Raw genomic sequence first — 21510 nt, forward strand, 5'->3', positions numbered from 1 at the left:
CTATAACCCCAAGCGTCGACACAGCAGTGCTATGCAGCTGTCGCCAGTAGAGTATGAGAAACGCTATTTTCTGAGCTTGGAGAGTGTCTAGTAAACCAGGGGCGATTCAGAGTGAAGTCGAGTTGGCATTGGCCGAAGCCCGGCGCCTTGTGGCCGATGACCCAGTAGCTCCCATCGAATCAGACGAAGATGCAAGGGTTAGAGAGCTCCGCGCCGTGGTGGTACGTGAGGGCCAGGGGGATTTCAAGGACGACCTGCTGAAGGCATACGGTGAGAAATGTGCGATGACTGACTGTGCAGTTGTTCAGATCTTGGAGGCCGCACATATCAAGCCCTATCGAGGCCCGGAGACGAATCGTGTAGATAATGGGCTGCTGCTACGGGCTGACATCCACACCCTGTTCGACAAGGGGCTACTTTGGGTCGACGAGCATTTTCTGATTCAGATATCAAACCGATTGCACGGCAGTGAATACGCCATTCTTTCCGGGAAACCACTGCGTATGCCCAGCGATGCATCAAGCAGACCCCACCCGGATCACCTTGCTGCTCACCGTAGAGCGATTCTCAAAATTTAGATGGATACTAACCCGCAACGGTTTGAATCGCCTCTAGTTTCGTAGATACCCTCAGCCCCAATTAACGCCTTCTAAGCCAGCGCGGAACAGTCCGCTTTTGGTCGTTCTCTTTCGATCATGGTTACAACGCGTGTTGGTCAAACCTGTTGACGCTGACCGAAAACTGAACCGCCCCGGTGGGTCAACTTTCAATTAAGGTCAACAGTCAAACCCGATGAAATCGTTGGTCGGGTCGAATGCAAACGGGTGGTCAAGTGAAGCGCAATTTCGCAGGCACTGATGTTGGGTCAACGTATCGAGATGACTTTTCTATCTTGATTTTCTCTTATAGCTGACACCGACAGGTTGCCTGTAGCAGCTTCCTGGATGTGGTCGCTCCACCACGCCATCATGGGGCGTCTGCGTTCTATGTAATCTGCTCGATTGTACGCGCTACGTACCTCGTCTTTATCGACGTGGGCAAGCGCAACCTCGATCAATTCAGGATCCCAGCCGTGCTCGTTGAGGATGGTGCTCGCCATAGAGCGCATCCCATGGCTTACCAGGCGCCCTTCGAAACCCATGCGTTTCAGTGCCATATTGGCGGTTTGGCTGTTGCAGTGGGTACGAGGGTTTCGGTCTGCGGGGAACACATACTCCCGATGTCCACTGTAGGGCTTGATCGCTTCCAGGAGCGCGAGAGCCTGCTCCGTGAGCGGGACAATGTGCGCGCGGCGCTTCTTCATGCGCTCCGCAGGAATCGTCCAGATCTTCTTCTCGATGTCGATATCTGCCCAGCGGGTGGTTGCTGCCTCGACTGGCCGGGTCATGGTGTGGAGCTGCCACTCGATCAGGCAGCGGGTTGTTCTTTTTATGCTGGCATTGGCGATTGACACCATGAGCTCTTTCAGCTCATCGGGGGGTAGAGCCGCCATGTTTTTCTTTTTCGGTTTCTTGAAGACGGAGCGGATTCCGCTGAGCGGGTTCGCGTGAATCAGTCCCGAGTTGACCCCGTAGGTCATGATCTCGTTGAGCCGCTGCGTCAGCCGCTTCACGGTTTCAAGGCTGCCCTTGGTTTCGAGTGGTCGGAGCAGATTGATGACTTGCGGTGCGCTGATGGCTGAGATCGGTGTGGAGCCCAAGTCCGGGAATATGTGCAATGTTAGCGAGCGCCAGATGTCCTCAGCGTAGGCCGGCGTCACAGCATCCTTCTTCAGTTCATACCAGGACGTCGCCACGTTCTGGAGTGTGTGCTCAGTCGCAGCTTGTTTAGCTTGCAGCACAGCATCCCGTTTCTCTTTAGGGTCGATGCCGTGGGCAAGTGCTTCCCTCGCTTCAACGGAACCCTTGCGTGCTTGCGCCAACGAGACTTCGGGGAAGGTTCCCAGTCCCATGTTGATCCGCTTCTTCGTCACAGGGTGTCGGTAGTTGAAGTTCCATAGCTTAGAGCCATTGCTTCTCACTCGCATTTGAAGTCCGCCGCCATCAAATAGGACATAGTCCTTTTCAGCAGGCTTGGCAGATTTGACTTTGAGTTCAGAGAGGCGGGTAGCTTGTGCGCACATTGGCATTCCAGACTTGATTTTGGCATTCCAAAAATTAGCACCTACGGGCTTGGAATGCCATCTGGAATGCCAAAAGGTGTAGCTGCTCATGGACGTCCGTGGACGCCGATGGCCTTGAAAGTCGCGTATTCTCTGGCTTTCAGGCACAAAAAAAGACGTCCGTGGACGTCTTTAGATGTAAATGTGGTGGAGCCGGGGGGATTTGAACCCCCGTCCGCCAGTACTCCGCTGTCGGTACTACATGCTTAGCCGTGTCTACTGATTTAATCCGCAGCCGCCCGACGGGCAGGGTGCTTTGGATGAGTTGGGTAAGTTTTAGTCGCTTTGCCCCCAACGTGCTACACGACGATCCTGTTCTGTATGACAATCATTTCGGGTTTACAGGCATCCCCTGATGATTGCTGGAGCCGAAGCTACCAGGAGAGCGGGCTCAGCTGCTTACGCAGCGAGAGCGTAACCCTCGTAGTTTTCGTCATTGGCAACTATAGAAAGTTGCAACAGTGGATTTACGAGTTCTGTTACCAACTCGGCATGCACCTAGAGTTTCGCTACCGGCGTCGAATCCTAATCGGCCCCACACTAGCTCTAGCTAACGCACCTTACGGCACGTGAGGCGAGTATACGCCATTGCGCGGGCGACGTCGACAACTGGTCCGGTCGCCCGCACCAGGGGTCACGATCCGCTGCCGCCGCTGCCTTTTTCAGTTTTTTCCAGGCGCTCCAGCACTTTGCTGGTGATGGCGATGCATTCTTTGGTGTCGCCCGAGGCCTGCGCGGCCTTGGCTTTGTCGACGTGCTCGGTCAGGGCTTTGTCCAGGCCTTCGGAGGTGGCGCCGGCGGTGGCCATGCTGTCATCGATCTTTTGCAGGTTAGTGGTGCAGAGGTCGTCGGCGGCAAACACCGGCGATGCCAACAAGGTGGCGGCCGCGAACAGGGCCGATAGCGCGGTACCTTTCATGGGTGTCTCCTTCTAAGGCCTCTGGAAGGTGGGCCTGTTAAGTGGACTGCGCAGATTTGGCGTGGGTTCAATCGGGATGCTGGCAGGGCGATATGATGCGGCTGTAGGGGGATTCTGAACTTGAAACTAAATGCTTCGTGGTGGATGGGTTTGGGAATTATCCTACTGGCGCTGCAGCGGTTTCTCTGTTGTCGATGATGGGCGTTGGGGCTAGTTTCCCTGGGTCGCTGAGGTTTGGCGATCGGGTGTGAGAGCCCGGCGATTACATCGTGCCTTTGTTATGGCAGCCGTTCGTGGGCAGGCTTCGGCCTGGCCGGAATCCCGATGTTCGCCGGTCTCTCACCCCGCGTTCGGCTGCCGCCTTCTGTCTGTGAGAGGAAAGAGGGTGACGGCTCCGCATATGAGCTCGGAGAAATCACCATGAAGAAACTCGTTCCAGATCCACCCAGCCAAATGTCGCCACGTCCGTTCTATACCATCGACAACAAGGTCCCTTCACCGGAGGCGTTGCTGTACGCCATTCAGCTGATGCGCGGGATTGAAGACACGTTGGACGAATACATTTGCGGCAATGCCGGTGAGCCGGGGATCGGCATGCTGGTGAATTCGGTGCATAACGTGCAGATGAGTAGGGCGTTGGCGGAGCTGGTGTTGGCGCGCGAGCCGTGATGTTAGTCAGTTGAGGCCAGTGGGGTCGCTGCGCGACCCATCGCAGGCAAGCCAGCTCCTACAGGGGGGGTGTGCAGCTTTCGAGGGCAGTGTTAGCTCTGAGGTAGGAGTGGGTGAGCAGGGCATTTTTGGCGCCTGTGCGATCGAGCGCCGCCCGCGCGGCGCATCGCGAGCAACGCTCGCTCCTACGTCTGTTTCGGGCCAGTCACGCCTGTGCCTGCGCGCGCGATCGCCTCGTTTGTTCGACGCGATATCGCGCCATGCGCCAAAGGCGGTCGCGCGCATATGCCCCAGGAATAATTGGCCCGAAACAAACGTAGGAGCGAGCGTTGCTCGCGATGCGCCGCGCGGGCGGCGCTCGATCTCATAGGCGCTGAAAACGCCTTGGCGAACACACCACACACCACCCCTAGCCGATGCTAGGCATCAGATAACACGCGGGCGGGTGACGCGGTCTACCAGGTACACCAGGCCGTGGTAGTCGATGCCGCTGTGGCTCGACAACCCGATTTCGCAGGTGCGGCTGGTGGAAATGCCTTCGCTGCAATACTGCACCGCATCCTTCAGGCTGCGCAGCGCGTGGGCATTGAGCTCCGGCGTGGTGAAGCCTTTATCACCGGCAAACCCGCAGCAGTGAATACCTTCCGGGATCACCACCTGGTTGCTGCAACGCCGCGCCAGGTCGATCAGCGCTTGGCTTTCGCCCAGGTGCTGGGTGCTGCAGGTCACGTGCACGGCCACCGGCTCGTCCTGGGGGGTGAACTCCAGTTTGTCCAGCAGGTGGGTGCGGATGAAGCGCACGGGGTCGTACAGGTCCAGGCGGGTGTCGCCCAGGTCTTGCACCAGGCGCAGGGTGCACGGGCTTGTGTCGCAGTAGATCGGGTCGAGGCCGCCGCGGCTGGCGTGCAGCAGGGCGTTGATCAGTTCCTGGCGCTTGTGCTCGGCCTGCTCTGGGTAACCTTTGGAGGCGAACGGTTGGCCGCAGCAGAGGCTGTCGGCATTGTCGGGGAACACGACTTGGTAACCGGCTTTTTCCAGCAGGGTGCGGGTTTTGTCCAGCAGCGAGCTTTGCTCGCGGTCGGCATAGGCGGGGCCCATCACGCGCGAGACGCAGGCGGCCAGGTACACGACGCGGGGGCGGGCGTCGTTGCTCGCTGGGCCGAAGTCGATGGCGCGCAGCGGCTGGGGCATGGCGGGCGTCCATTGGGGCAGCCGGCCGTTGCTGGCGTTGCTCAGCGATGCGGTCAGGCGGCTTAGGCGTGGGGCGCCGAGCAGCTTGCGGGCGGTGTTGGCGGCGGTGAGGGTGAGGCGGGCGCCACTCAAGGCCGTGTGGAAATGGTCGGCCAGCCAGTCGGCGGTTTTTTCGTGCTCGGCGGCCTGGCTGCGCAGCTTCTTCACCAGCTCGCCGGTGTTGATGCCGACTGGGCAGCGCTGGGCGCACAAGCCGGTGGCGGCGCAGGTGTCGAGGCCTTGGTATTGGTAGGTTTTGAGCAGTTCACGGGTATCGAGGCCGGCGCGTTTCTTGGCCTGGATATCACGCCACATGACGATGCGCTGGCGTGGGCTGAGGGTCAGGCCTTTGGAGGGGCACACGGGCTCGCAGAAGCCGCACTCGATGCACTTGTCGACGATTTCGTCGGCAGCCGGCAGGGGCTTGAGGTTTTTCAGGTGGATGTCTGGATCGATGCTCAACACTACGTCGGGGTTGAGGATGCCGTTGGGGTCGAGCAGGCGTTTGAGTGCCCACATCAACTGGTAGGCGTCATGGCCCCACTCCAGTTCCACGAACGGCGCCATGTTGCGCCCGGTGCCGTGCTCGGCCTTCAGCGAGCCACCGAACTCCACGGCCACCAGCTGTGCGACGTCGTCCATGAAGGCTTGGTAACGCGCGACTTCTTCGGCGCTGTTGAAGCCCTGGGTGAAGACGAAGTGCAGGTTGCCCTCAAGGGCATGGCCGAAAATGATCGCCTCGTCATAGTGGTGCTTGTCGAACAGCTGAATCAGGCGGTTGACGCCCTCGGCCAGTTGCTCGACGGGGAAGGTGACGTCTTCGATGATCACTGTGGTGCCGGTCTGGCGCACGGCGCCGACGGCGGGGAAGGTGTCTTTGCGGATTTTCCACAGCTGGTTGTACACCGCTGGGTCTTCGCTGAACTCGACCTTTTGCTCCAGGGGGTAGTCGGCAATCGATGCCATTACGTGGTGCAGTTGTTCGTGCAGCAGCGTCTGGCTGGCGGCGCGGGATTCGATCAGCAGCGCGCAGGCATTGTCTGACAGGCCTTTTACCCACAGGGGCATGCCGGGCATGTTTTGCACCGAGCGCAGGCTGCGGCGGTCGAGCAGTTCGACGGCGGAAACGGGCTGGCGCTTGAGCACGGTTACCGCGCGGCAGCAGCTCTCGACGCTGGGGAACACCAGCAAGGCGCTGGCCTTGTGCGGGTGGTCAGGCACGGTGTCGTAGGTGACGGCACTGATGAAGCCCAGCGTGCCTTCAGACCCAACCAGCAAGTGCTGCAGGATATCGAGTGGCTGGTCGTAGTCCACCAGCGCATTGAGCGACAGGCCGGTGGTGTTCTTCAGCCGGTACTTGTGGCGGATGCGGTCTGCCAGTTCGGTGTTGGCGCGGGTTTCGCGGCCCAGGCGGGCCAGGGCTTCCAGCAGGTCGGCATGGCTGTGCTCGAAGGCCGCGACGCTGGCCGGGTCTTCGCTGTCCAGGCGGGTGCCGTCGGCCAGTACCAAGCGCAGGCCCGCGAGGGTGTGATAGGTATTTTGCGCAGTGCCGCAGCACATGCCGCTGGCGTTGTTGGCGACGATGCCGCCGATTTTGCAGGCGTTGATCGAGGCGGGGTCTGGGCCAATCTTGCGGCCATAGGGGGCCAGCCAGGCGTTGGCCTGGGCGCCGATGACGCCGGGCTGCAGGCGGATCTGCTCGCCCTGGCCGCGGATCTCGCGGCCGTTCCAATTGTCGCCGAGCACAATCAGTACCGAGTCGCTGATGGCCTGCCCAGACAGGCTGGTGCCGGCGGCGCGGAAGGTCACCGGCACGCGCTCGCGCTGGGCCAGCTGCAGCAGGCCGACCACTTCGTCTTCAGACTCGACGCGCACCACCAGCTTGGGGATCAGCCGATAGAAGCTGGCATCGGTGCCAAAGGCCAGGGTGGAGGTCGGGTCATCGAAACGGCGTTCGGCAGGTATCAGGCGCTCGACATCACGCAGGAACGCAGCGGGCAGGCTCATGCAATCTCCTCGCGGGGCCACGGCGTCTGGTGCGCCGCATGCCCCGGTCAATCAGGCGGTGTTTCGTGGGGGCGCGTTCAGGCGCCCAGTTCGCGGACCAGCGAGTCGCGGGTGATTTCGCTGATCGACTTGGCACCGGTCAGCACCATGGCCACGCGCATTTCCTTCTCGAACAGTTCGAGCAGGTTCTTCACCCCGGCTTCGCCATGCACGGCGAGGGCCCAGAGGAAGGCGCGGCCGATCAGCACGGTGTCGGCGCCCATGGCGATCATGCGCACCACGTCGAGGCCGCTGCGGATGCCGGAGTCGGCGAGAATCTTCAGGTCGCCTTTCACCGCGTCGGCAATCGCCGGCAGGGCGCGGGCGCTGGACAACACGCCGTCGAGCTGGCGGCCGCCGTGGTTGGACACGACGATGCCGTCAGCACCGAACTTGACCGCGTCGCGGGCATCGTCGGCATCCAGGATGCCCTTGATGATCATCGGGCCTTCCCAGAAGTCGCGGATCCACTCCAGGTCTTTCCAGGAGATCGACGGGTCGAAGTTGTTGCCCAGCCAGCCGATGTAGTCGGCCAGGCCCGTGGGGTTGCCACGGTATTTGGAGATGTTGCCGAGGTCGTGCGGGCGGCCCATCACGCCGACGTCCCACGCCCATTCAGGGTGGGTCATGGCTTGCAGCACGCGGCGCATCGGCCCGTTTTTGCCGCTCATGCCGGAGTGGGCGTCGCGGTAGCGGGCGCCGGGTACGGGCATATCGACGGTGAACACCAGGGTCTTGACCCCGGCCGCCTTGGCCCGCTCCAGCGCATTGCGCATGAAGCCGCGGTCCTTGAGCACGTACAGCTGGAACCACATCGGCCGGTTGATGGCTGGGGCGACTTCCTCGATCGGGCACACCGACACCGTGGACATGGTGAACGGGATGCCGTGGGCCGCGGCGGCGCGTGCGGCCTGGACTTCGCCACGGCGGGCGTACATGCCGGTCAGGCCGACCGGGGCTAGGGCCACGGGCATGCTCAGGGTTTCGTCGAACAGCTGGGTTTCCAGGCTGAGCTCGGACATGTTCTTCAACACGCGCTGGCGTAAGGCGATGCTAGCCAGGTCCGAGACGTTGTGGCGCAACGTGTGCTCGGCGTAAGCGCCGCCGTCGGCGTAGTGGAAGAGGAAGGGGGGCAGCTTGCGTTGGGCCGCGGCGCGATAGTCGGTAGAGGCGGAAATGATCATGGATTCTCGCAGCGTTGCTTGAGGGGATTGCCGGGCGCAGCGTGGCGCCCGGCCCCTTTCACTTTAGTGATGAACCAGCATGCCGGTCAGCCAGTAAGCCTGGATCAGGGTGATCAGGCCCACGATGGTGGCGAAGAACAGGCTGTGCTTGACGGTGAAGCGGAACAGGTCGGATTCCTTGCCCACCAGGCCGGTGGCGGCGCAGGCCACGGCGATGGACTGTGGCGAGATCATCTTGCCGGTCACGCCGCCGCTGGTGTTGGCGGCCACCAGCAGGGTGTCGTTTACCCCGATCTGGTGTGCGGTGGTGGCTTGCAGCGAGCTGAACAGGGCGTTGGACGAGGTGTCCGAGCCTGTCAGGAACACGCCCAGCCAGCCGAGGAACGGCGAGAAGAACGGGAACGCGGCGCCGGTGCCGGCCAGGACCAGGGCCATGGTCGAGGACATGCCCGAGTAGTTGGTGACGAAGGCGAAGGCCAGCACCATGCCGATCGACAGGATCGGCCAGCGCAGTTCCCAGAACGTCTCTTTGAAAGTGGTCAGACCAGTTTTGAAGTTGATCTTGAGCACCGCCATGGAGATCAGCGCCGAGAGGAAGATCGCGGTGCCGGTGGCGGAGATCGGGTCGAGCTTGAACACCGCTGGCATGGCGGTCGGCGCGGCAACGATCGGCGCGGTCTTGATCACCAGTTGGTCAAGGTGCGGGATGGCGAAGTTGAACACGAAGTTGTACATCGCACCGCCTGGCGCGAATGCGGCCTTGAATGGCTTCAAAGTCCAGATGGTGACCAGCACGGTGAGGATCAGGAACGGCGACCAGGCCTTGAAGATCTCGCCGAAGCTGTAAGGGCTTGGCTGGCTGCCGCCGGATTGCACGACGGCGGCGCCGACGCTGCCCTTGGCTTGTGCGAACGAGCGCTTGGGCTGCCAGACTTTGAGGAACAGGGTCAGGCAGATCAGGCTGGCCAGGGCCGAGGTGATGTCCGGCAGCTCTGGGCCGATGAAGTTCGAGGTGAAGTACTGGGTAACCGCGAAGCTCAGGCCGGCGACGAGGGCGGCGGGCCAGGTTTCTTTCACGCCGCGCAGGCCGTCCATCATGAACACCAGCCAGAACGGCACGAACAGCGACAGCAGCGGCAGTTGGCGGCCGGTCATGGCGCCAATGTGGAAGGCGTCGATGCCGGTGACCTGGCCGGCCACGATGATCGGGATGCCCAGCGCGCCGAAGGCGACCGGCGCGGTGTTGGCGATCAGGCACAGGCCGGCGGCGTACAGCGGGTTGAAGCCCAGGCCCACCAGCAGTGCGGCAGTGATAGCCACCGGGGCGCCGAAGCCGGCCGCGCCTTCGAGGAAGGCACCGAAGCAGAAACCGATCAGCAGCACTTGCAGGCGCTGGTCGTCGGTGATCGACAGCACCGAGCTGCGGATCACTTCGAACTGGCCGCTCTTGACCGTGAGTTTGTACAGGAACACCGCGGCAACGATGATCCAGGCAATCGGCCAGAGGCCGTAGAGGAAGCCATAACCCGCGGCGGCGAAGGCCATGTCGACAGGCATCTGGAAGGCGAAGATCGCCACCAGGATCGACAGCGCGAGGGTGATGCTGCCGGCGACGTGGCCTTTGAGGCGGAACACGGCGAGGGCGAGGAAGAAGAACACGATAGGGATGACCGCCGCCAGCGCGGACAGGCCAAGACTACCAAGCGGGCTATAGAGTTGTTGCCAGGTTTGCATATGGGGTGGCCCCTAATTGTTGTTGGTCAGCACTGGCATTGGATAATTGGTAAGACCAATTTACAATGTCTGGGCGCTAGGTTAAAAGCGCTGTCGTGGGTGTGTCAATTTGTCCGACACAAAACTTTGGTCGCGTGCCGATGAGCGGGCGTCTGATGGCCTTGGAAAAACCCAGGGTGATGGGTGTGTGCGCGGCGCGGATCGGCGAGAATAGGGCCCCCTGAAATTTGCCGGGGGTTTGTGGAGAGCATGTGATGGTTTTTGATCAGGTCCGCCAACGGCGCCTGTCCGACGACATCGTCGATCGGTTGGAAGGGATGATTCTCGAAGGCACGCTGACCTCGGGCCAGCGCTTGCCGGCTGAGCGCGTTCTGGCCGAACAGTTCGGTGTGTCGCGCCCGTCACTGCGTGAGGCGATTCAGAAGCTGGTGGCCAAGGGGCTGCTGATCAGCCGCCAGGGCGGTGGCAACTTTGTTGCTGAATCGCTGGGGTCGACGTTCAGCGACCCGCTGTTGCAGCTGCTTGAGCACAGCCCTGAAGCGCAGCGCGACCTGCTCGAATTTCGCCATACCCTCGAGGCGTCCTGCGCGTATTACGCGGCCCAGCGCGCCACCGAGCCTGACCGTGCACGGCTGAAAGAGGCTTTTGACACGCTGCAGGACTGCTACACCCGCGTTGACGAAGTGACCCGGGCAGAGGAGGGCGCCGCTGACGCGCGCTTCCACCTGGCGATAGCCGAGGCCAGCCATAACGCGGTCTTGCTGCATACCATCCGCGGTTTGTTCGACCTGCTAAAGCGGAACGTGGTGACCAATATCGGTGGCATGTACCAGCAGCGGACTGAAACGCGGGACATGCTGATCAGTCAGCACCGGGAGCTGTACCTGGCGATTGTCGAGGGCAGGGCGGAGGATGCTCGGGAGGTTTCCAGCCGGCACATTTTGTATGTGCAGGAGGTGCTGGAGGAGGCGCACGAAGAGGCCGGAACAGGCTAAAGAAGATCTAGTCTTCCTTGCCCTTGTTACGCACGGCACGCTGCAGCTCGCGGTTGGAATCGCGTTCGCGCACGGTGTCGCGCTTGTCGAATTCCTTCTTGCCCTTGCCAAGCGCGATCTCGCACTTGATCAGGTGCTTGCTCCAGTACAGCGCCAAGGCCACACAGGTGTAGCCTTTCTGCGCCACGGCCGCTTCCACCCGCTCGAGCTCGCGCTTGTTCAGCAGCAGCTTGCGTGAGCGGATAGGGTCGGCGATGACGTGGGTGCTGGCCGTGGTCAGCGGGGTGATGTGGCTGCCGAACAGCCAGGCTTCGCCATCCTTGAGCAGCACGTAGCTGTCGGTCAGGTGCGCCTTGCCGGCCCGCAGGCTCTTTACTTCCCAACCGGACAGGACCAGCCCGGCCTCGAACTTGTGTTCGATGAAGTAATCGTGTCGCGCTTTCTTGTTTTGCGCGATGGTCCCGGTCGGATGTTTCTTTTGTTTAGCCATAGGGGCGGCATTATAGGCAACTCGATGCGTGGTCGGCTATGGGATTTCGGTGTGCTTGAGCCACCGCAATGAATACCGGACAATACAGGCCCTGTCGTAGGTACAGAACCTGCTTTTGGCACGCTGCGAAGCGCCGCCACCCAGCCTTGGAAGTGACGCCTGGATGACTACCCATATTCAACGCTCCGCCCTGCTGCCGTATCCCGCCCAGGCGCTTTACGATCTGGTCAATGACGTGGCCAGCTATCCGCAATTTCTGCCGTGGTGCTCGGCATCGACGGTCATCGAAGCCAGTGATACGCACATGCGCGCCAAGCTGGAGGTTGCCAAAGGTGGCATGAGCCAGCATTTCGTCACGCACAATGTGCTGGTGCCTGGGCAGTCCATCGAAATGAACCTGGAAGAGGGGCCGTTCTCCCAGCTGCACGGTGTGTGGGTGTTCAAGCCGCTGGGCGAGAAGGCCTGCAAGATCAGCCTGGACTTGTCCTTCGATTATGCCGGGCCGTTGGTGCGGGCGACGTTGGGGCCGCTGTTCAATCAGGCCGCCAACACCTTGGTAGATGCCTTCTGCCAGCGCGCCAAGCAGCTCAATAGCTGAGTAGTGGCGCACAAAAAAGCCCGGGCCAAGGCCCGGGCTTTTTTATGACCGCCGCGCTTACTGCGGGGAGGTTTCCAGCGGTGCCGGCGTCGGGACCGGAGTGGTCTCGATGGTGTCGATCTCGCGCTGGATGGATTCTTCCACCGAACCGGGTTTGGCCGGTTTCTCTTCAGGCTGCGGCGTGGCCTGCTCTGGCTGGGTCGCCGGGCTGACCGTGGTGTCGCTGCTGCCACCAAGGATTTCCTGGTCGCGGCTCACACCTGGCATGAAGTCGCCAGACAGGCTGACCAACTGGTCGCTTTCGTTGAAGAAAATGCTCATGCGCTCTTGCTGGCGTTTTCCACCACCAGGCTGCAGGCTGTACAGGTAGTCCCAACGGTTGGTGTTGAACGTGTCCTGAATCAGGGGGTTGCCCATGATAAACCTTACTTGCCGTCGGGTCATTCCCGGGCGTAATTGGTCTATCATGTCCTGCGTGACGACATTGCCCTGCTGGATGTCGATTTTGTAAACCCCGGGAAACGAGCAACCGGCGAGTGCGAGCAGTCCCACTAGGGTGAGGCTGGTTAGCAAGAGCTTGGTGTTTTGCATCGGTGGGCGACTTCCACTATCTTGGCTGGACAACGTAAACCCCGATCATACCCGTATTAAGAGAAGCTGCGAAGCAGCATCGGCGAGAAAGCTGACCATGGTTGAAAATAGCGAATTACGCAAAGCCGGTCTCAAGGTTACCCTGCCTCGAGTAAAGATCCTTCAGATGCTCGACTCTACCGAGCAGCGTCACATGAGTGCCGAGGATGTCTACAAGGCCTTGATGGAGGCTGGTGAGGACGTCGGCCTGGCCACCGTCTACCGCGTACTGACCCAGTTCGAAGCGGCGGGTCTGGTGGTTCGCCACAACTTCGACGGCGGTCATGCGGTCTTCGAACTGGCGGATGGCGGTCACCACGACCACATGGTCAACGTGGAGAACGGTGAAGTCATCGAGTTCATGGATGCTGAAATCGAGCGGCGTCAGCGCGAGATCGTGGCCGAGCATGGCTACGAGCTGGTGGACCACAACCTGGTCCTCTATGTGCGTAAGAAAAAGTAACGATTTCGATCGTTATAAATAGCAAAGGCGACCTTCGGGTCGCCTTTGTGCTTTTGGGGTAGGAGCAGCCTTGTGCTGCGAAGAGGCCGGTGGCAGCGGCACAGTCCTACTGTGTTTTCACCGGCCTCTTCGCAGCACAAGGCTGCTCCTACAGGTAAGCGTAGGCCAGTTATTAAGCAGGTAATGCATAGGTCAGTCATTAAGCAGGTGAGGTGTAGGCCAGTCCATTAAGCAGTTAATGCATAGGCCAGTCACTAAGCCTTGCCGCTGACTACCATCTTGCGTGCATGTGCCAGGGATTCCTTGGTCAGGTCGATGCCGCCCAGCATGCGCGCCACTTCCTCGACCCGTTCGCGTTTACCCAGGCTGGCCACCGCCGTGTGGGTGGTGTCGCTGTGGCGCACCTTGTGCACGAACAGGTGGTGATGCCCTTGTGCCGCGACCTGTGGCAGGTGAGTCACGGTCAGTACTTGGCCGCGGTCACCCAGCCGGCGCAGCAGTTGGCCGACGATCTCGGCGGTGGGGCCGCCGATGCCGACGTCGACTTCGTCGAACACCAGGGTGGGGATGCGCGAGGTCTGTGCAGTGATCACCTGGATCGCCAGGCTGATGCGTGACAGCTCGCCACCCGAGGCGACCTTGGCCAGGCCTTTGAGTGGCTGGCCGGGGTTGGCGCTCACCAGCAGTTCGATTTGCTCAAGGCCGTGGGGCGACAGGTCGTTGCCTTCGTTGGGGGTAAGCTCGATGCAGAAGCGCCCACCCGGCATACCCAGGCGTTGGACTTCTTGCTCGACCGCGACCGCCAACTGTTGCGCGGCCTGCTGGCGCAAGGCGCTCAGCTCGCGAGCCCGCTCTTTATAGTGCTGGGCATAGGCGGCCAGCTCTTCGCCCAGGCGTTCGATCGATTCGTCGCTGGCGTTCAAGCCTTCCAGCTCTTCCATCAAGCGCTGCTGCAGATGCGGCAGTTCGGTGGGGTGCACGCGGTGTTTGCGGGCCAGGGTGTAGATCGTGTCGAGGCGCTCTTCCAAGGCCTGCAGGCGCATGGGGTCGGCGTCGAAGTGATCCAGGAAGCGGTTGAGCTCGCCCACGGCTTCTTCGACCTGAATCTGCGCGCTGGCAATCAGGTTGGCGGCTTCGCCCAGTGCCTTGGGTGAGTTGGTGGCGGCACCCAGCCGATTGAGGCTGGAGGTGAGGGCGCTGAGCACGTTGCCCGAGTCGCTCTCGCTGCACTGGTCGATGACCTGGCGGCAGATGCCGAACAGGGCTTCGGCGTTGGTCAGGTTTTTGTGTTCCTGCTCCAACTGCACCAGCTCGTTTTCGCCCAGGCCGAGGTTGTCCAGCTCCTCGAGCTGATAGCTCAACAGCTGGTGGCGGGCGCGTTGCTCATCACCGGAATTGGACAGGCGCTCCAGCTCCAGGCGGGTCTGGTTCCAGCGCTTGGCGGCCAGTTGCACCTGGCGGGCCAGGTCGATGGCGCCGGCGTATTCGTCCAGCAGGCGCCGATGGGTGTCGGTTTTGAGCAGCGACTGGTGCTCGTGCTGGCTGTGGATGTCGATCAGCAGTTCGCCAAGCGATTTGAGGTCGCTGAGCGGGCAAGGCGTGCCATTGATGTAGCCACGGCTGCGGCCTTCGGCGGTGATCACCCGGCGCAGGATGCACGGGCCGTCGTTGTCCAGGTCACGCTCGGCCAACCAGGTGCGGGCTTCGGGGATGTCTGCCAGGTCAAAGGTGGCGAGGATGTCCGCCTTGTCTGCACCGGGGCGCACCACGCCGCTGTCTGCGCGGTCGCCGAGGGCCAGGCCGAGGGCGTCGAGCATGATCGATTTGCCTGCGCCGGTCTCGCCGGTGATGACGGACATGCCGCGGGCAAGCTCGAGGTCGAGGTGTTCGACGATGGCGTAGTTGTGAATGGACAGGTGCACCAGCATGGGGGCGGCTCCCGAAGGTTCAGGTCTGGTTATTTATACAGTACTTTTTTCCACCCTGACAATGCCCGCTCACAGATTCTCATGTGGCCCGGAAAACCACGCTGCCCCTTGAAGCTGGTTTTTCCGGCCCCATATAGCCGACAACAAAGGCGAGCCTGGCTCGTAATCCAGAAATTTGCGCAGGAGAGACCCAATGGCTGACGAACAGCTGAATGAGAAAGACCTTAACGTCGAAGAAACCGGTGCAGATGCTGTCGGCGCCCGTGTTCTGGAGCTCGAGGAACAGCTGGCCGCCGCCAAGGATCAGTCGCTGCGCGCTGTTGCCGATTTGCAGAACGTGCGCCGCCGCGCCGAGCAGGATGTCGAGAAGGCCCACAAGTTCGCCCTGGAGAAGTTCTCCAGCGACCTGCTGCCGGTGATCGACAGCCTGGAACTGGCCCTGACGCATTCCAGTGACGAAGATGAGCAGGTCAAGGCCATCCGTGAAGGCGTCAAGCTGACCCTCAAGATGTTCCAGGACACCCTCAAGCGCTACAACCTCGAAGTCGTCGATCCGCATGGTGAGCCGTTCAATCCAGAGCACCACCAGGCCATGGCCATGCAGGAAAACGGCGAAGTAGAGCCGAACAGCGTGTTGAACGTGTTCCAGAAAGGCTACCTGCTCAACGGCCGCCTGCTGCGCCCCGCCATGGTGGTGGTCAGCAAGGCGCCAAGCGCAGCTCAGCCTTCGATCAATGAACAGGCTTGAAATCCGCCGGGGCAACCCCATCTAGGTGTCAAGCCTTCAAGTATTACCGCAGTTGGCCAAAGTAGTCGCTGCTACCAAATTCAAGTTTCGGGAGATTTAACATGGGTAAAATCATCGGTATCGACCTGGGGACCACCAACTCGTGCGTCTCCATCCTGGAAAACGGTAACGTCAAAGTCATCGAAAACGCCGAGGGTGCGCGTACTACCCCTTCGATCGTGGCGTACGCCAACGATGGCGAAATCCTGGTGGGTCAGTCGGCCAAGCGCCAGGCTGTCACCAACCCGCACAACACCCTGTTCGCAGTGAAGCGCCTGATTGGCCGCCGCTTCGAAGAGGATGTCGTGCAAAAAGACATTCAGCTGGTTCCGTACAAGATCGCCAAGGCCGACAACGGTGACGCCTGGGTTGAAGTTAACGGCCAGAAAATGGCACCGCCGCAAATCAGCGCCGAAGTGCTGAAGAAAATGAAGAAGACCGCCGAAGACTACCTCGGCGAGCCTGTCACCGAAGCGGTCATCACCGTTCCGGCCTACTTCAACGACAGCCAGCGCCAGGCTACCAAAGACGCCGGCCGCATCGCCGGTCTGGACGTCAAGCGCATCATCAACGAGCCGACCGCTGCTGCACTGGCGTACGGCATGGACAAGGCCAAGGGCGACCACACTGTCATCGTTTATGACCTGGGTGGCGGTACCTTCGACGTTTCGGTCATCGAAATCGCCGAAGTCGACGGTGAGCACCAGTTCGAAGTACTGGCGACCAACGGTGACACCTTCCTGGGTGGCGAAGACTTCGACATGCTGCTGATCGACTACCTGGTCGAGGAGTTCAAGAAAGAGTCCGGCATGAACCTGAAGGGCGACCCTCTGGCCATGCAGCGTCTGAAAGAAGCCGCGGAAAAGGCCAAGATCGAGCTGTCTTCCGCTCAGTCGACCGACGTCAACCTGCCGTACATCACTGCAGACGCCACCGGTCCTAAGCACCTGAACGTGAAGATCTCCCGCGCCAAGCTGGAGTCGCTGGTAGAAGGGCTGGTGCAGCGCACCATCGAGCCTTGCCGCATCGCGCTGAAAGACGCTGGCATCGAAGCCAGCAAGATCGACGACGTGATCCTGGTCGGTGGCCAGACCCGTATGCCGCTGGTACAGAAAACCGTTGCTGACTTCTTCGGCAAGGAAGCACGCAAGGACGTCAACCCGGACGAAGCCGTCGCCATGGGCGCCGCTATCCAGGGTGCCGTTCTGGCCGGTGACGTCAAAGACGTTCTGCTGCTGGACGTCAGCCCGCTGACCCTGGGTATCGAAACCATGGGTGGCGTGATGACCGCGCTGATCGAGAAAAACACCACCATCCCGACCAAGAAGTCGCAGGTGTTCTCGACTGCCGACGACAACCAGGGCGCAGTGACCATTCACGTGCTGCAGGGTGAGCGTAAGCAAGCTTCGCAGAACAAGTCGCTGGGCAAGTTCGACCTGGCTGACATCCCGCCAGCACCGCGTGGTGTTCCGCAGATCGAAGTGACCTTCGACATCGACGCCAACGGCATCCTGCACGTCGGCGCGAAAGACAAGGCCACCGGCAAGACCCAGTCGATCGTGATCAAGGCCAACTCCGGCCTGTCCGACGAAGAAATCGAGAAAATGGTGCGTGATGCCGAGGCCAACGCCGAGGAAGACCGCAAGTTCGAAGAGCTGGCCGGTGCCCGTAACCAGGGTGACGCGCTGGTTCACTCGACCCGCAAGATGGTTGCAGATGCAGGTGACAAGGTTACCGCTGAAGAAAAAACTGCCATCGAAGCTGCAGTCGTTGCCCTGGAAGCCGCTGTAAAAGGCGACGACAAGGCCGCGATCGATGCCAAGGTCGAAGAGCTGTCCAAGGTGTCGGCACCGGTTGCCCAGAAGATGTACGCCGAGCAGTCGGCCGAACAGCCTCAGGGCGGCGCGCAGCAGGCCGAGCCGGAAGCCAAGCACGATGACGTGGTTGACGCCGAGTTCGAAGAAGTAAAAGGCGACGACAAGAAGTAATCGTTGCATGTTGTCGGCCAGCTCACCGGCGGTTGTCGGTGAGCTGGTAGGATGTCGCCGCGCGGGGGCTTGCTCCCGCGTTGGCGTATCTGGAATTCGAGAATTTTTACAGCATCTGTCAGGGCCATTCGTGGTGTTTGGGCAGGTGCTGATGGCGCGGCGCAGATGCCGAACGCCCAACAAGGTGCAAATGACCTATGTCCAAGCGTGATTATTATGAGGTCCTGGGTGTCGAGCGCGGCGCCAGTGAAGCTGACCTGAAAAAGGCCTATCGCCGCCTGGCGATGAAGTTCCACCCGGACCGCAACCCAGGCGACAAAGAGTCGGAAGACAAGTTCAAGGAGGCCAACGAGGCCTACGAAGTGCTGTCTGATGCCAGCAAGCGCGCGGCGTTCGACCAGTACGGCCACGCCGGCGTCGACCCAAGCATGGGCGGCGGTGGTGCAGGCTTCGGCGGCGCCAACTTCTCTGACATCTTTGGTGATGTGTTCAGTGACTTCTTCGGTGGCGGCGGCGGCCGCGGCGGCGGTCGTGGTGGTGCCCAGCGTGGCAGCGACCTGCGCTACACCCTGGAGCTGAACCTGGAAGAAGCGGTGCGTGGCACCACGGTCAGTATCCGCGTGCCGACGCTGGTCAATTGCACGCCTTGCGACGGTTCTGGCGCGAAGAAGGGCTCGACCCCGTCGACCTGCCCGACGTGCGGCGGTATTGGCCAAGTGCGTATGCAGCAAGGCTTCTTCTCGGTGCAGCAGACCTGCCCGCGTTGCCATGGCCAGGGCAAGATCATTACCGACCCTTGCAATTCGTGCCATGGCGAAGGCCGTGTCGAGGAATACAAGACGCTGTCGGTCAAGGTGCCGGCAGGTGTCGATACCGGCGACCGCATTCGCCTGTCGGGCGAAGGCGAGGCCGGTACCCACGGTGGCCCGACCGGCGACCTGTACGTGGTGATCAATGTGCGTGAGCACGAGATCTTCCAGCGTGATGGCAAGCACCTGTACTGCGAAGTGCCGATCAGCTATACCGATGCAGCGCTGGGTGGCGAGCTGGAAGTGCCAACCCTCGATGGCCGCGTGAAGCTGAAGATTCCGGAAGGTACCCAGACCGGCAAGCAGTTCCGCTTGCGTGGCAAGGGTGTTGCGCCGGTGCGCGGTGGCGGTGCCGGTGACCTGCTGTGCCGTGTGGCGGTGGAAACCCCGGTCAACCTCAGCCGTCGTCAGCGCGAGCTGCTCGAAGAGCTGCGTGATTCGCTCGAAGGCGACAGCTCCCATTCGCCTAAGGCCAGTGGCTGGTTCGACGGTGTAAAGCGCTTCTTCGGCGATCTCTGACAAGGAAATAGCGATGCGACGTATTGCAGTGATGGGTGCAGCAGGGCGGATGGGCAAAACCCTCATCGAGGCCGTGCAGCAAACGCCAGGAGCCGGGTTGACGGCGGCGATCGATCGCCCTGACAGCTCGCTGGTCGGGGCTGATGCAGGTGAGCTGGCGGCCCTCGGTCGGATCGGCGTGCTGCTGTCCGATGACCTGGCCAAGGTTGCCGACGAATTCGATGTGCTGATCGACTTCACCCACCCTTCGGTAACCCTGAAAAACCTGGCCTTCTGCCGCAAGCACGGCAAGGCGATGATCATCGGCACCACCGGTTTCAGCGTCGAAGAGAAGCAATTGCTGGCTGACGCGGGCAAGGAAATCCCGATCGTGTTCGCTGCCAACTTCAGTGTGGGCGTCAACCTCAGCCTCAAGCTGCTGGACATGGCGGCGCGGGTGCTGGGTGATGATGTCGACATCGAGATCATCGAAGCGCACCACCGTCACAAGGTCGATGCGCCGTCGGGTACTGCGCTGCGCATGGGCGAAGTGGTTGCCAATGCGTTGGGCCGTAACCTGCAGGAAGTGGCGGTGTATGGCCGTGAAGGCCAGACCGGCGCGCGTGATCGCAAGACCATCGGCTTCGCCACCGTGCGTGCCGGTGATGTGGTGGGTGACCACACCGTGCTGTTCGCTGCTGAAGGCGAGCGCCTGGAGATCACCCACAAAGCGTCGAGCCGCATGACGTTCGCCAAGGGCGCGGTACGTGCCGCGCTGTGGCTGGACGGGCGGGAGCCGGGCCTGTACGACATGCAGGACGTTCTGGGGCTGCACTGATCCTTGCTGAGTTGCTGATGGCCCAATTGCCGGCAAGCCGGCTCCCACGGGGGAGTGCAAGCCTTCGGGTTGGTGCTGACTGGTGGGAGCCGGCTTGCCGGCGATGGGGTGCAAGGCACCCCCTGTCGCAATCATGTGTTTTAGAGGCACATATACGGTAGACCCAAAAAGCACTTTTCTGTAAGCTACAGCTTTAGTGTGTCCACTAAAAGCGCGCAGCGAATTGAATTCAGCACATGAAAGCGGGGTGACGTGTCCATACGTCACTCCGCTTTTTTGCAACCTGCGATCGCCCTTTCATGCTTGATTTACGGGAGGTCTTCTTGACAAAGCCAGCCATACTCGCCCTTGCCGACGGCAGTATTTTTCGCGGTGAAGCCATCGGTGCCGACGGTCAGACCGTTGGTGAGGTGGTGTTCAACACCGCTATGACCGGCTACCAGGAAATCCTTACAGACCCTTCCTACGCCCAGCAAATCGTTACCCTGACCTATCCGCACATCGGCAACACCGGTACTACCCCGGAAGACGCCGAGTCGAACCGTGTCTGGTCTGCCGGCCTGGTCATCCGTGACCTGCCGCTGCTGGCCAGCAACTGGCGTAACACCCAGTCGCTGCCGGACTACCTCAAGGCCAACAACGTCGTCGCCATCGCTGGCATCGACACCCGTCGCCTGACCCGTATCCTGCGTGAAAAGGGCGCTCAGAACGGTTGCATCCTCGCCGGTGACAACATCAGCGAAGAAGCCGCCATCGCCGCCGCCCGCGGCTTCCCAGGCCTCAAGGGCATGGACCTGGCCAAGGTCGTCTCCACCAAAGAGCGCTACGAGTGGCGCTCCAGCGTGTGGGAACTGAAAACCGACAGCCACCCAACCATCGAAGCTTCCGAGCTGCCGTACCACGTGGTCGCCTTCGACTACGGCGTCAAGCTGAACATCCTGCGCATGCTGGTGGCCCGTGGCTGCCGCGTGACCGTGGTGCCTGCCCAGACCCCGGCCAGCGAAGTGCTCGCGCTCAACCCCGATGGCGTGTTCCTGTCCAACGGCCCTGGCGATCCGGAGCCTTGCGACTACGCGATTCAGGCAATCAAGGAAATCCTTGAAACCGAGATCCCGGTGTTCGGCATTTGCCTCGGCCACCAGCTGCTGGCCCTGGCCTCCGGCGCCAAGACCGTCAAGATGGGCCACGGCCACCACGGTGCCAACCACCCGGTCCAGGACCTGGACACCGGCGTGGTCATGATCACCAGCCAGAACCACGGTTTCGCCGTCGACGAAGCCACCCTGCCGGGCAACGTCCGCGCCATCCACAAGTCGCTGTTCGACGGTACCCTGCAGGGCATCGAGCGCACCGACAAGAGCGCGTTCAGCTTCCAGGGCCACCCTGAAGCGAGCCCAGGCCCGACTGACGTCGCGCCACTGTTCGATCGTTTCACCGATGCCATGGCCAAGCGCCGCTGAGCATCCTGCATCAAGGCCCCGGGCCGGCTTGCGCCGCGCCCGGAAGCGCCTGACCCAGATTGTTCAAGACGGCTTGCCGACTG

General features: G+C 61.3%; 18 protein-coding genes and 1 other RNA gene. 10 read left to right on the forward strand and 9 right to left on the reverse strand.

Translation table 11 applies throughout. From position 1 onward, the window contains the following. Positions 1–128 precede the first annotated feature (128 nt). Complete coding sequence (locus HU750_RS25130; protein WP_202883860.1) at positions 129–578, forward strand: HNH endonuclease; 450 nt, start codon at positions 129–131, stop codon at positions 576–578. 287 nt (positions 579–865) lie between these two features. Here HU750_RS25130 and HU750_RS25135 read toward each other — a convergent pair whose 3' ends face one another. From HU750_RS25135 to HU750_RS25145, 3 genes are all read right to left on the reverse strand, one after another. Then, positions 866–2122 carry an integrase domain-containing protein gene (locus tag HU750_RS25135; RefSeq protein WP_186683028.1) on the reverse strand — a complete coding sequence of 419 codons (1257 nt, stop codon included), beginning with the start codon at positions 2120–2122 and terminating at the stop codon, positions 866–868. Between the two features lie 184 nt (positions 2123–2306). Next, positions 2307–2698: a transfer-messenger RNA gene (gene ssrA / locus HU750_RS25140) on the reverse strand. 97 nt (positions 2699–2795) lie between these two features. Further along, positions 2796–3080, reverse strand: coding sequence for a PA2433 domain-containing protein (locus HU750_RS25145; protein ID WP_085274245.1), 285 nt, complete (start codon positions 3078–3080; stop codon positions 2796–2798). 420 nt (positions 3081–3500) lie between these two features. Between HU750_RS25145 and HU750_RS25150 the strand changes: the two genes are divergently transcribed. Next, entirely contained in the window at positions 3501–3749 is a 249-nt protein-coding gene (locus HU750_RS25150) for a hypothetical protein (protein ID WP_186683011.1), read from the forward strand. 426 nt (positions 3750–4175) lie between these two features. Here HU750_RS25150 and HU750_RS25155 read toward each other — a convergent pair whose 3' ends face one another. The 3 genes from HU750_RS25155 to HU750_RS25165 form a co-directional block, all read right to left on the reverse strand. Next, positions 4176–6986, reverse strand: a complete 2811-nt coding sequence (locus HU750_RS25155) for an FAD-binding and (Fe-S)-binding domain-containing protein (protein WP_186683013.1) — start codon at positions 6984–6986, stop codon at positions 4176–4178. A gap of 77 nt (positions 6987–7063) precedes the next feature. Further along, entirely contained in the window at positions 7064–8209 is a 1146-nt protein-coding gene (gene lldD / locus HU750_RS25160) for an FMN-dependent L-lactate dehydrogenase LldD (protein ID WP_027595047.1), read from the reverse strand. A 63-nt stretch (positions 8210–8272) separates the two neighbouring features. Then, positions 8273–9943: a lactate permease LctP family transporter gene (locus tag HU750_RS25165; RefSeq protein WP_027595046.1), complete on the reverse strand. Its 1671-nt coding sequence runs from the start codon at positions 9941–9943 to the stop codon at positions 8273–8275. Between the two features lie 254 nt (positions 9944–10197). Between HU750_RS25165 and HU750_RS25170 the strand changes: the two genes are divergently transcribed. After that, positions 10198–10938, forward strand: coding sequence for an FCD domain-containing protein (locus tag HU750_RS25170; protein ID WP_186683015.1), 741 nt, complete (start codon positions 10198–10200; stop codon positions 10936–10938). A 7-nt stretch (positions 10939–10945) separates the two neighbouring features. On the opposite strand, the gene smpB is transcribed toward HU750_RS25170, so the two are convergent. Beyond that, complete coding sequence (gene smpB, locus HU750_RS25175) at positions 10946–11428, reverse strand: SsrA-binding protein SmpB (protein ID WP_012312633.1); 483 nt, start codon at positions 11426–11428, stop codon at positions 10946–10948. A 163-nt stretch (positions 11429–11591) separates the two neighbouring features. On the opposite strand from smpB, the gene HU750_RS25180 reads away from it, so the two are divergent. After that, positions 11592–12026, forward strand: coding sequence for a type II toxin-antitoxin system RatA family toxin (locus HU750_RS25180; protein ID WP_085274241.1), 435 nt, complete (start codon positions 11592–11594; stop codon positions 12024–12026). A 57-nt stretch (positions 12027–12083) separates the two neighbouring features. On the opposite strand, the gene bamE is transcribed toward HU750_RS25180, so the two are convergent. Further along, on the reverse strand, positions 12084–12617 hold the full coding sequence (gene bamE, locus HU750_RS25185) for an outer membrane protein assembly factor BamE domain-containing protein (protein ID WP_027595043.1): 534 nt from the start codon (positions 12615–12617) through the stop codon (positions 12084–12086). Between the two features lie 97 nt (positions 12618–12714). On the opposite strand from bamE, the gene fur reads away from it, so the two are divergent. Then, the gene (gene fur, locus HU750_RS25190; protein ID WP_027595042.1) at positions 12715–13119 is read left to right on the forward strand and encodes a ferric iron uptake transcriptional regulator; all 405 of its coding nucleotides are present in this window, start codon (positions 12715–12717) and stop codon (positions 13117–13119) included. Positions 13120–13373: 254 nt separating this feature from the next. Here fur and recN read toward each other — a convergent pair whose 3' ends face one another. Continuing rightward, positions 13374–15047: a DNA repair protein RecN gene (recN, locus tag HU750_RS25195; RefSeq protein ID WP_099455350.1), complete on the reverse strand. Its 1674-nt coding sequence runs from the start codon at positions 15045–15047 to the stop codon at positions 13374–13376. Positions 15048–15240: 193 nt separating this feature from the next. Here recN and grpE point away from each other — a divergent pair, with 193 nt between their 5' ends. From grpE to carA, 5 genes are all read left to right on the forward strand, one after another. Then, positions 15241–15795 carry a nucleotide exchange factor GrpE gene (gene grpE / locus HU750_RS25200; RefSeq protein WP_186683017.1) on the forward strand — a complete coding sequence of 185 codons (555 nt, stop codon included), beginning with the start codon at positions 15241–15243 and terminating at the stop codon, positions 15793–15795. Positions 15796–15896: 101 nt separating this feature from the next. After that, positions 15897–17822 carry a molecular chaperone DnaK gene (gene dnaK / locus HU750_RS25205; RefSeq protein ID WP_085274240.1) on the forward strand — a complete coding sequence of 642 codons (1926 nt, stop codon included), beginning with the start codon at positions 15897–15899 and terminating at the stop codon, positions 17820–17822. 197 nt (positions 17823–18019) lie between these two features. After that, complete coding sequence (gene dnaJ, locus HU750_RS25210; protein WP_027595038.1) at positions 18020–19150, forward strand: molecular chaperone DnaJ; 1131 nt, start codon at positions 18020–18022, stop codon at positions 19148–19150. Between the two features lie 13 nt (positions 19151–19163). Next, positions 19164–19967 carry a 4-hydroxy-tetrahydrodipicolinate reductase gene (gene dapB / locus HU750_RS25215; protein WP_027595037.1) on the forward strand — a complete coding sequence of 268 codons (804 nt, stop codon included), beginning with the start codon at positions 19164–19166 and terminating at the stop codon, positions 19965–19967. 323 nt (positions 19968–20290) lie between these two features. Further along, entirely contained in the window at positions 20291–21427 is a 1137-nt protein-coding gene (gene carA, locus HU750_RS25220) for a glutamine-hydrolyzing carbamoyl-phosphate synthase small subunit (RefSeq protein ID WP_027595036.1), read from the forward strand. Positions 21428–21510 lie beyond the last annotated feature (83 nt).

The sequence above is a fragment of the Pseudomonas sp. SWRI50 genome (genome assembly GCF_014269095.1).
In the GTDB taxonomy this organism is placed as follows: Bacteria; Pseudomonadota; Gammaproteobacteria; order Pseudomonadales; family Pseudomonadaceae; genus Aquipseudomonas; species Aquipseudomonas kermanshahensis.

What these genes read in the sequence shown, in the direction of transcription:
- HU750_RS25135 (WP_186683028.1), bottom strand. Translation starts at nt 2,122, where the DNA reads ATGTGCGCACAAGCTACCCGCCTCTCTGAACTCAAAGTCAAATCTGCC.
- HU750_RS25145 (WP_085274245.1), bottom strand. Translation starts at nt 3,080, where the DNA reads ATGAAAGGTACCGCGCTATCGGCCCTGTTCGCGGCCGCCACCTTGTTG.
- HU750_RS25150 (WP_186683011.1), top strand. Translation starts at nt 3,501, where the DNA reads ATGAAGAAACTCGTTCCAGATCCACCCAGCCAAATGTCGCCACGTCCG.
- HU750_RS25155 (WP_186683013.1), bottom strand. Translation starts at nt 6,986, where the DNA reads ATGAGCCTGCCCGCTGCGTTCCTGCGTGATGTCGAGCGCCTGATACCT.
- lldD (WP_027595047.1), bottom strand. Translation starts at nt 8,209, where the DNA reads ATGATCATTTCCGCCTCTACCGACTATCGCGCCGCGGCCCAACGCAAG.
- HU750_RS25165 (WP_027595046.1), bottom strand. Translation starts at nt 9,943, where the DNA reads ATGCAAACCTGGCAACAACTCTATAGCCCGCTTGGTAGTCTTGGCCTG.
- HU750_RS25170 (WP_186683015.1), top strand. Translation starts at nt 10,198, where the DNA reads ATGGTTTTTGATCAGGTCCGCCAACGGCGCCTGTCCGACGACATCGTC.
- smpB (WP_012312633.1), bottom strand. Translation starts at nt 11,428, where the DNA reads ATGGCTAAACAAAAGAAACATCCGACCGGGACCATCGCGCAAAACAAG.
- HU750_RS25180 (WP_085274241.1), top strand. Translation starts at nt 11,592, where the DNA reads ATGACTACCCATATTCAACGCTCCGCCCTGCTGCCGTATCCCGCCCAG.
- bamE (WP_027595043.1), bottom strand. Translation starts at nt 12,617, where the DNA reads ATGCAAAACACCAAGCTCTTGCTAACCAGCCTCACCCTAGTGGGACTG.
- fur (WP_027595042.1), top strand. Translation starts at nt 12,715, where the DNA reads ATGGTTGAAAATAGCGAATTACGCAAAGCCGGTCTCAAGGTTACCCTG.
- recN (WP_099455350.1), bottom strand. Translation starts at nt 15,047, where the DNA reads ATGCTGGTGCACCTGTCCATTCACAACTACGCCATCGTCGAACACCTC.
- grpE (WP_186683017.1), top strand. Translation starts at nt 15,241, where the DNA reads ATGGCTGACGAACAGCTGAATGAGAAAGACCTTAACGTCGAAGAAACC.
- dnaK (WP_085274240.1), top strand. Translation starts at nt 15,897, where the DNA reads ATGGGTAAAATCATCGGTATCGACCTGGGGACCACCAACTCGTGCGTC.
- dnaJ (WP_027595038.1), top strand. Translation starts at nt 18,020, where the DNA reads ATGTCCAAGCGTGATTATTATGAGGTCCTGGGTGTCGAGCGCGGCGCC.
- dapB (WP_027595037.1), top strand. Translation starts at nt 19,164, where the DNA reads ATGCGACGTATTGCAGTGATGGGTGCAGCAGGGCGGATGGGCAAAACC.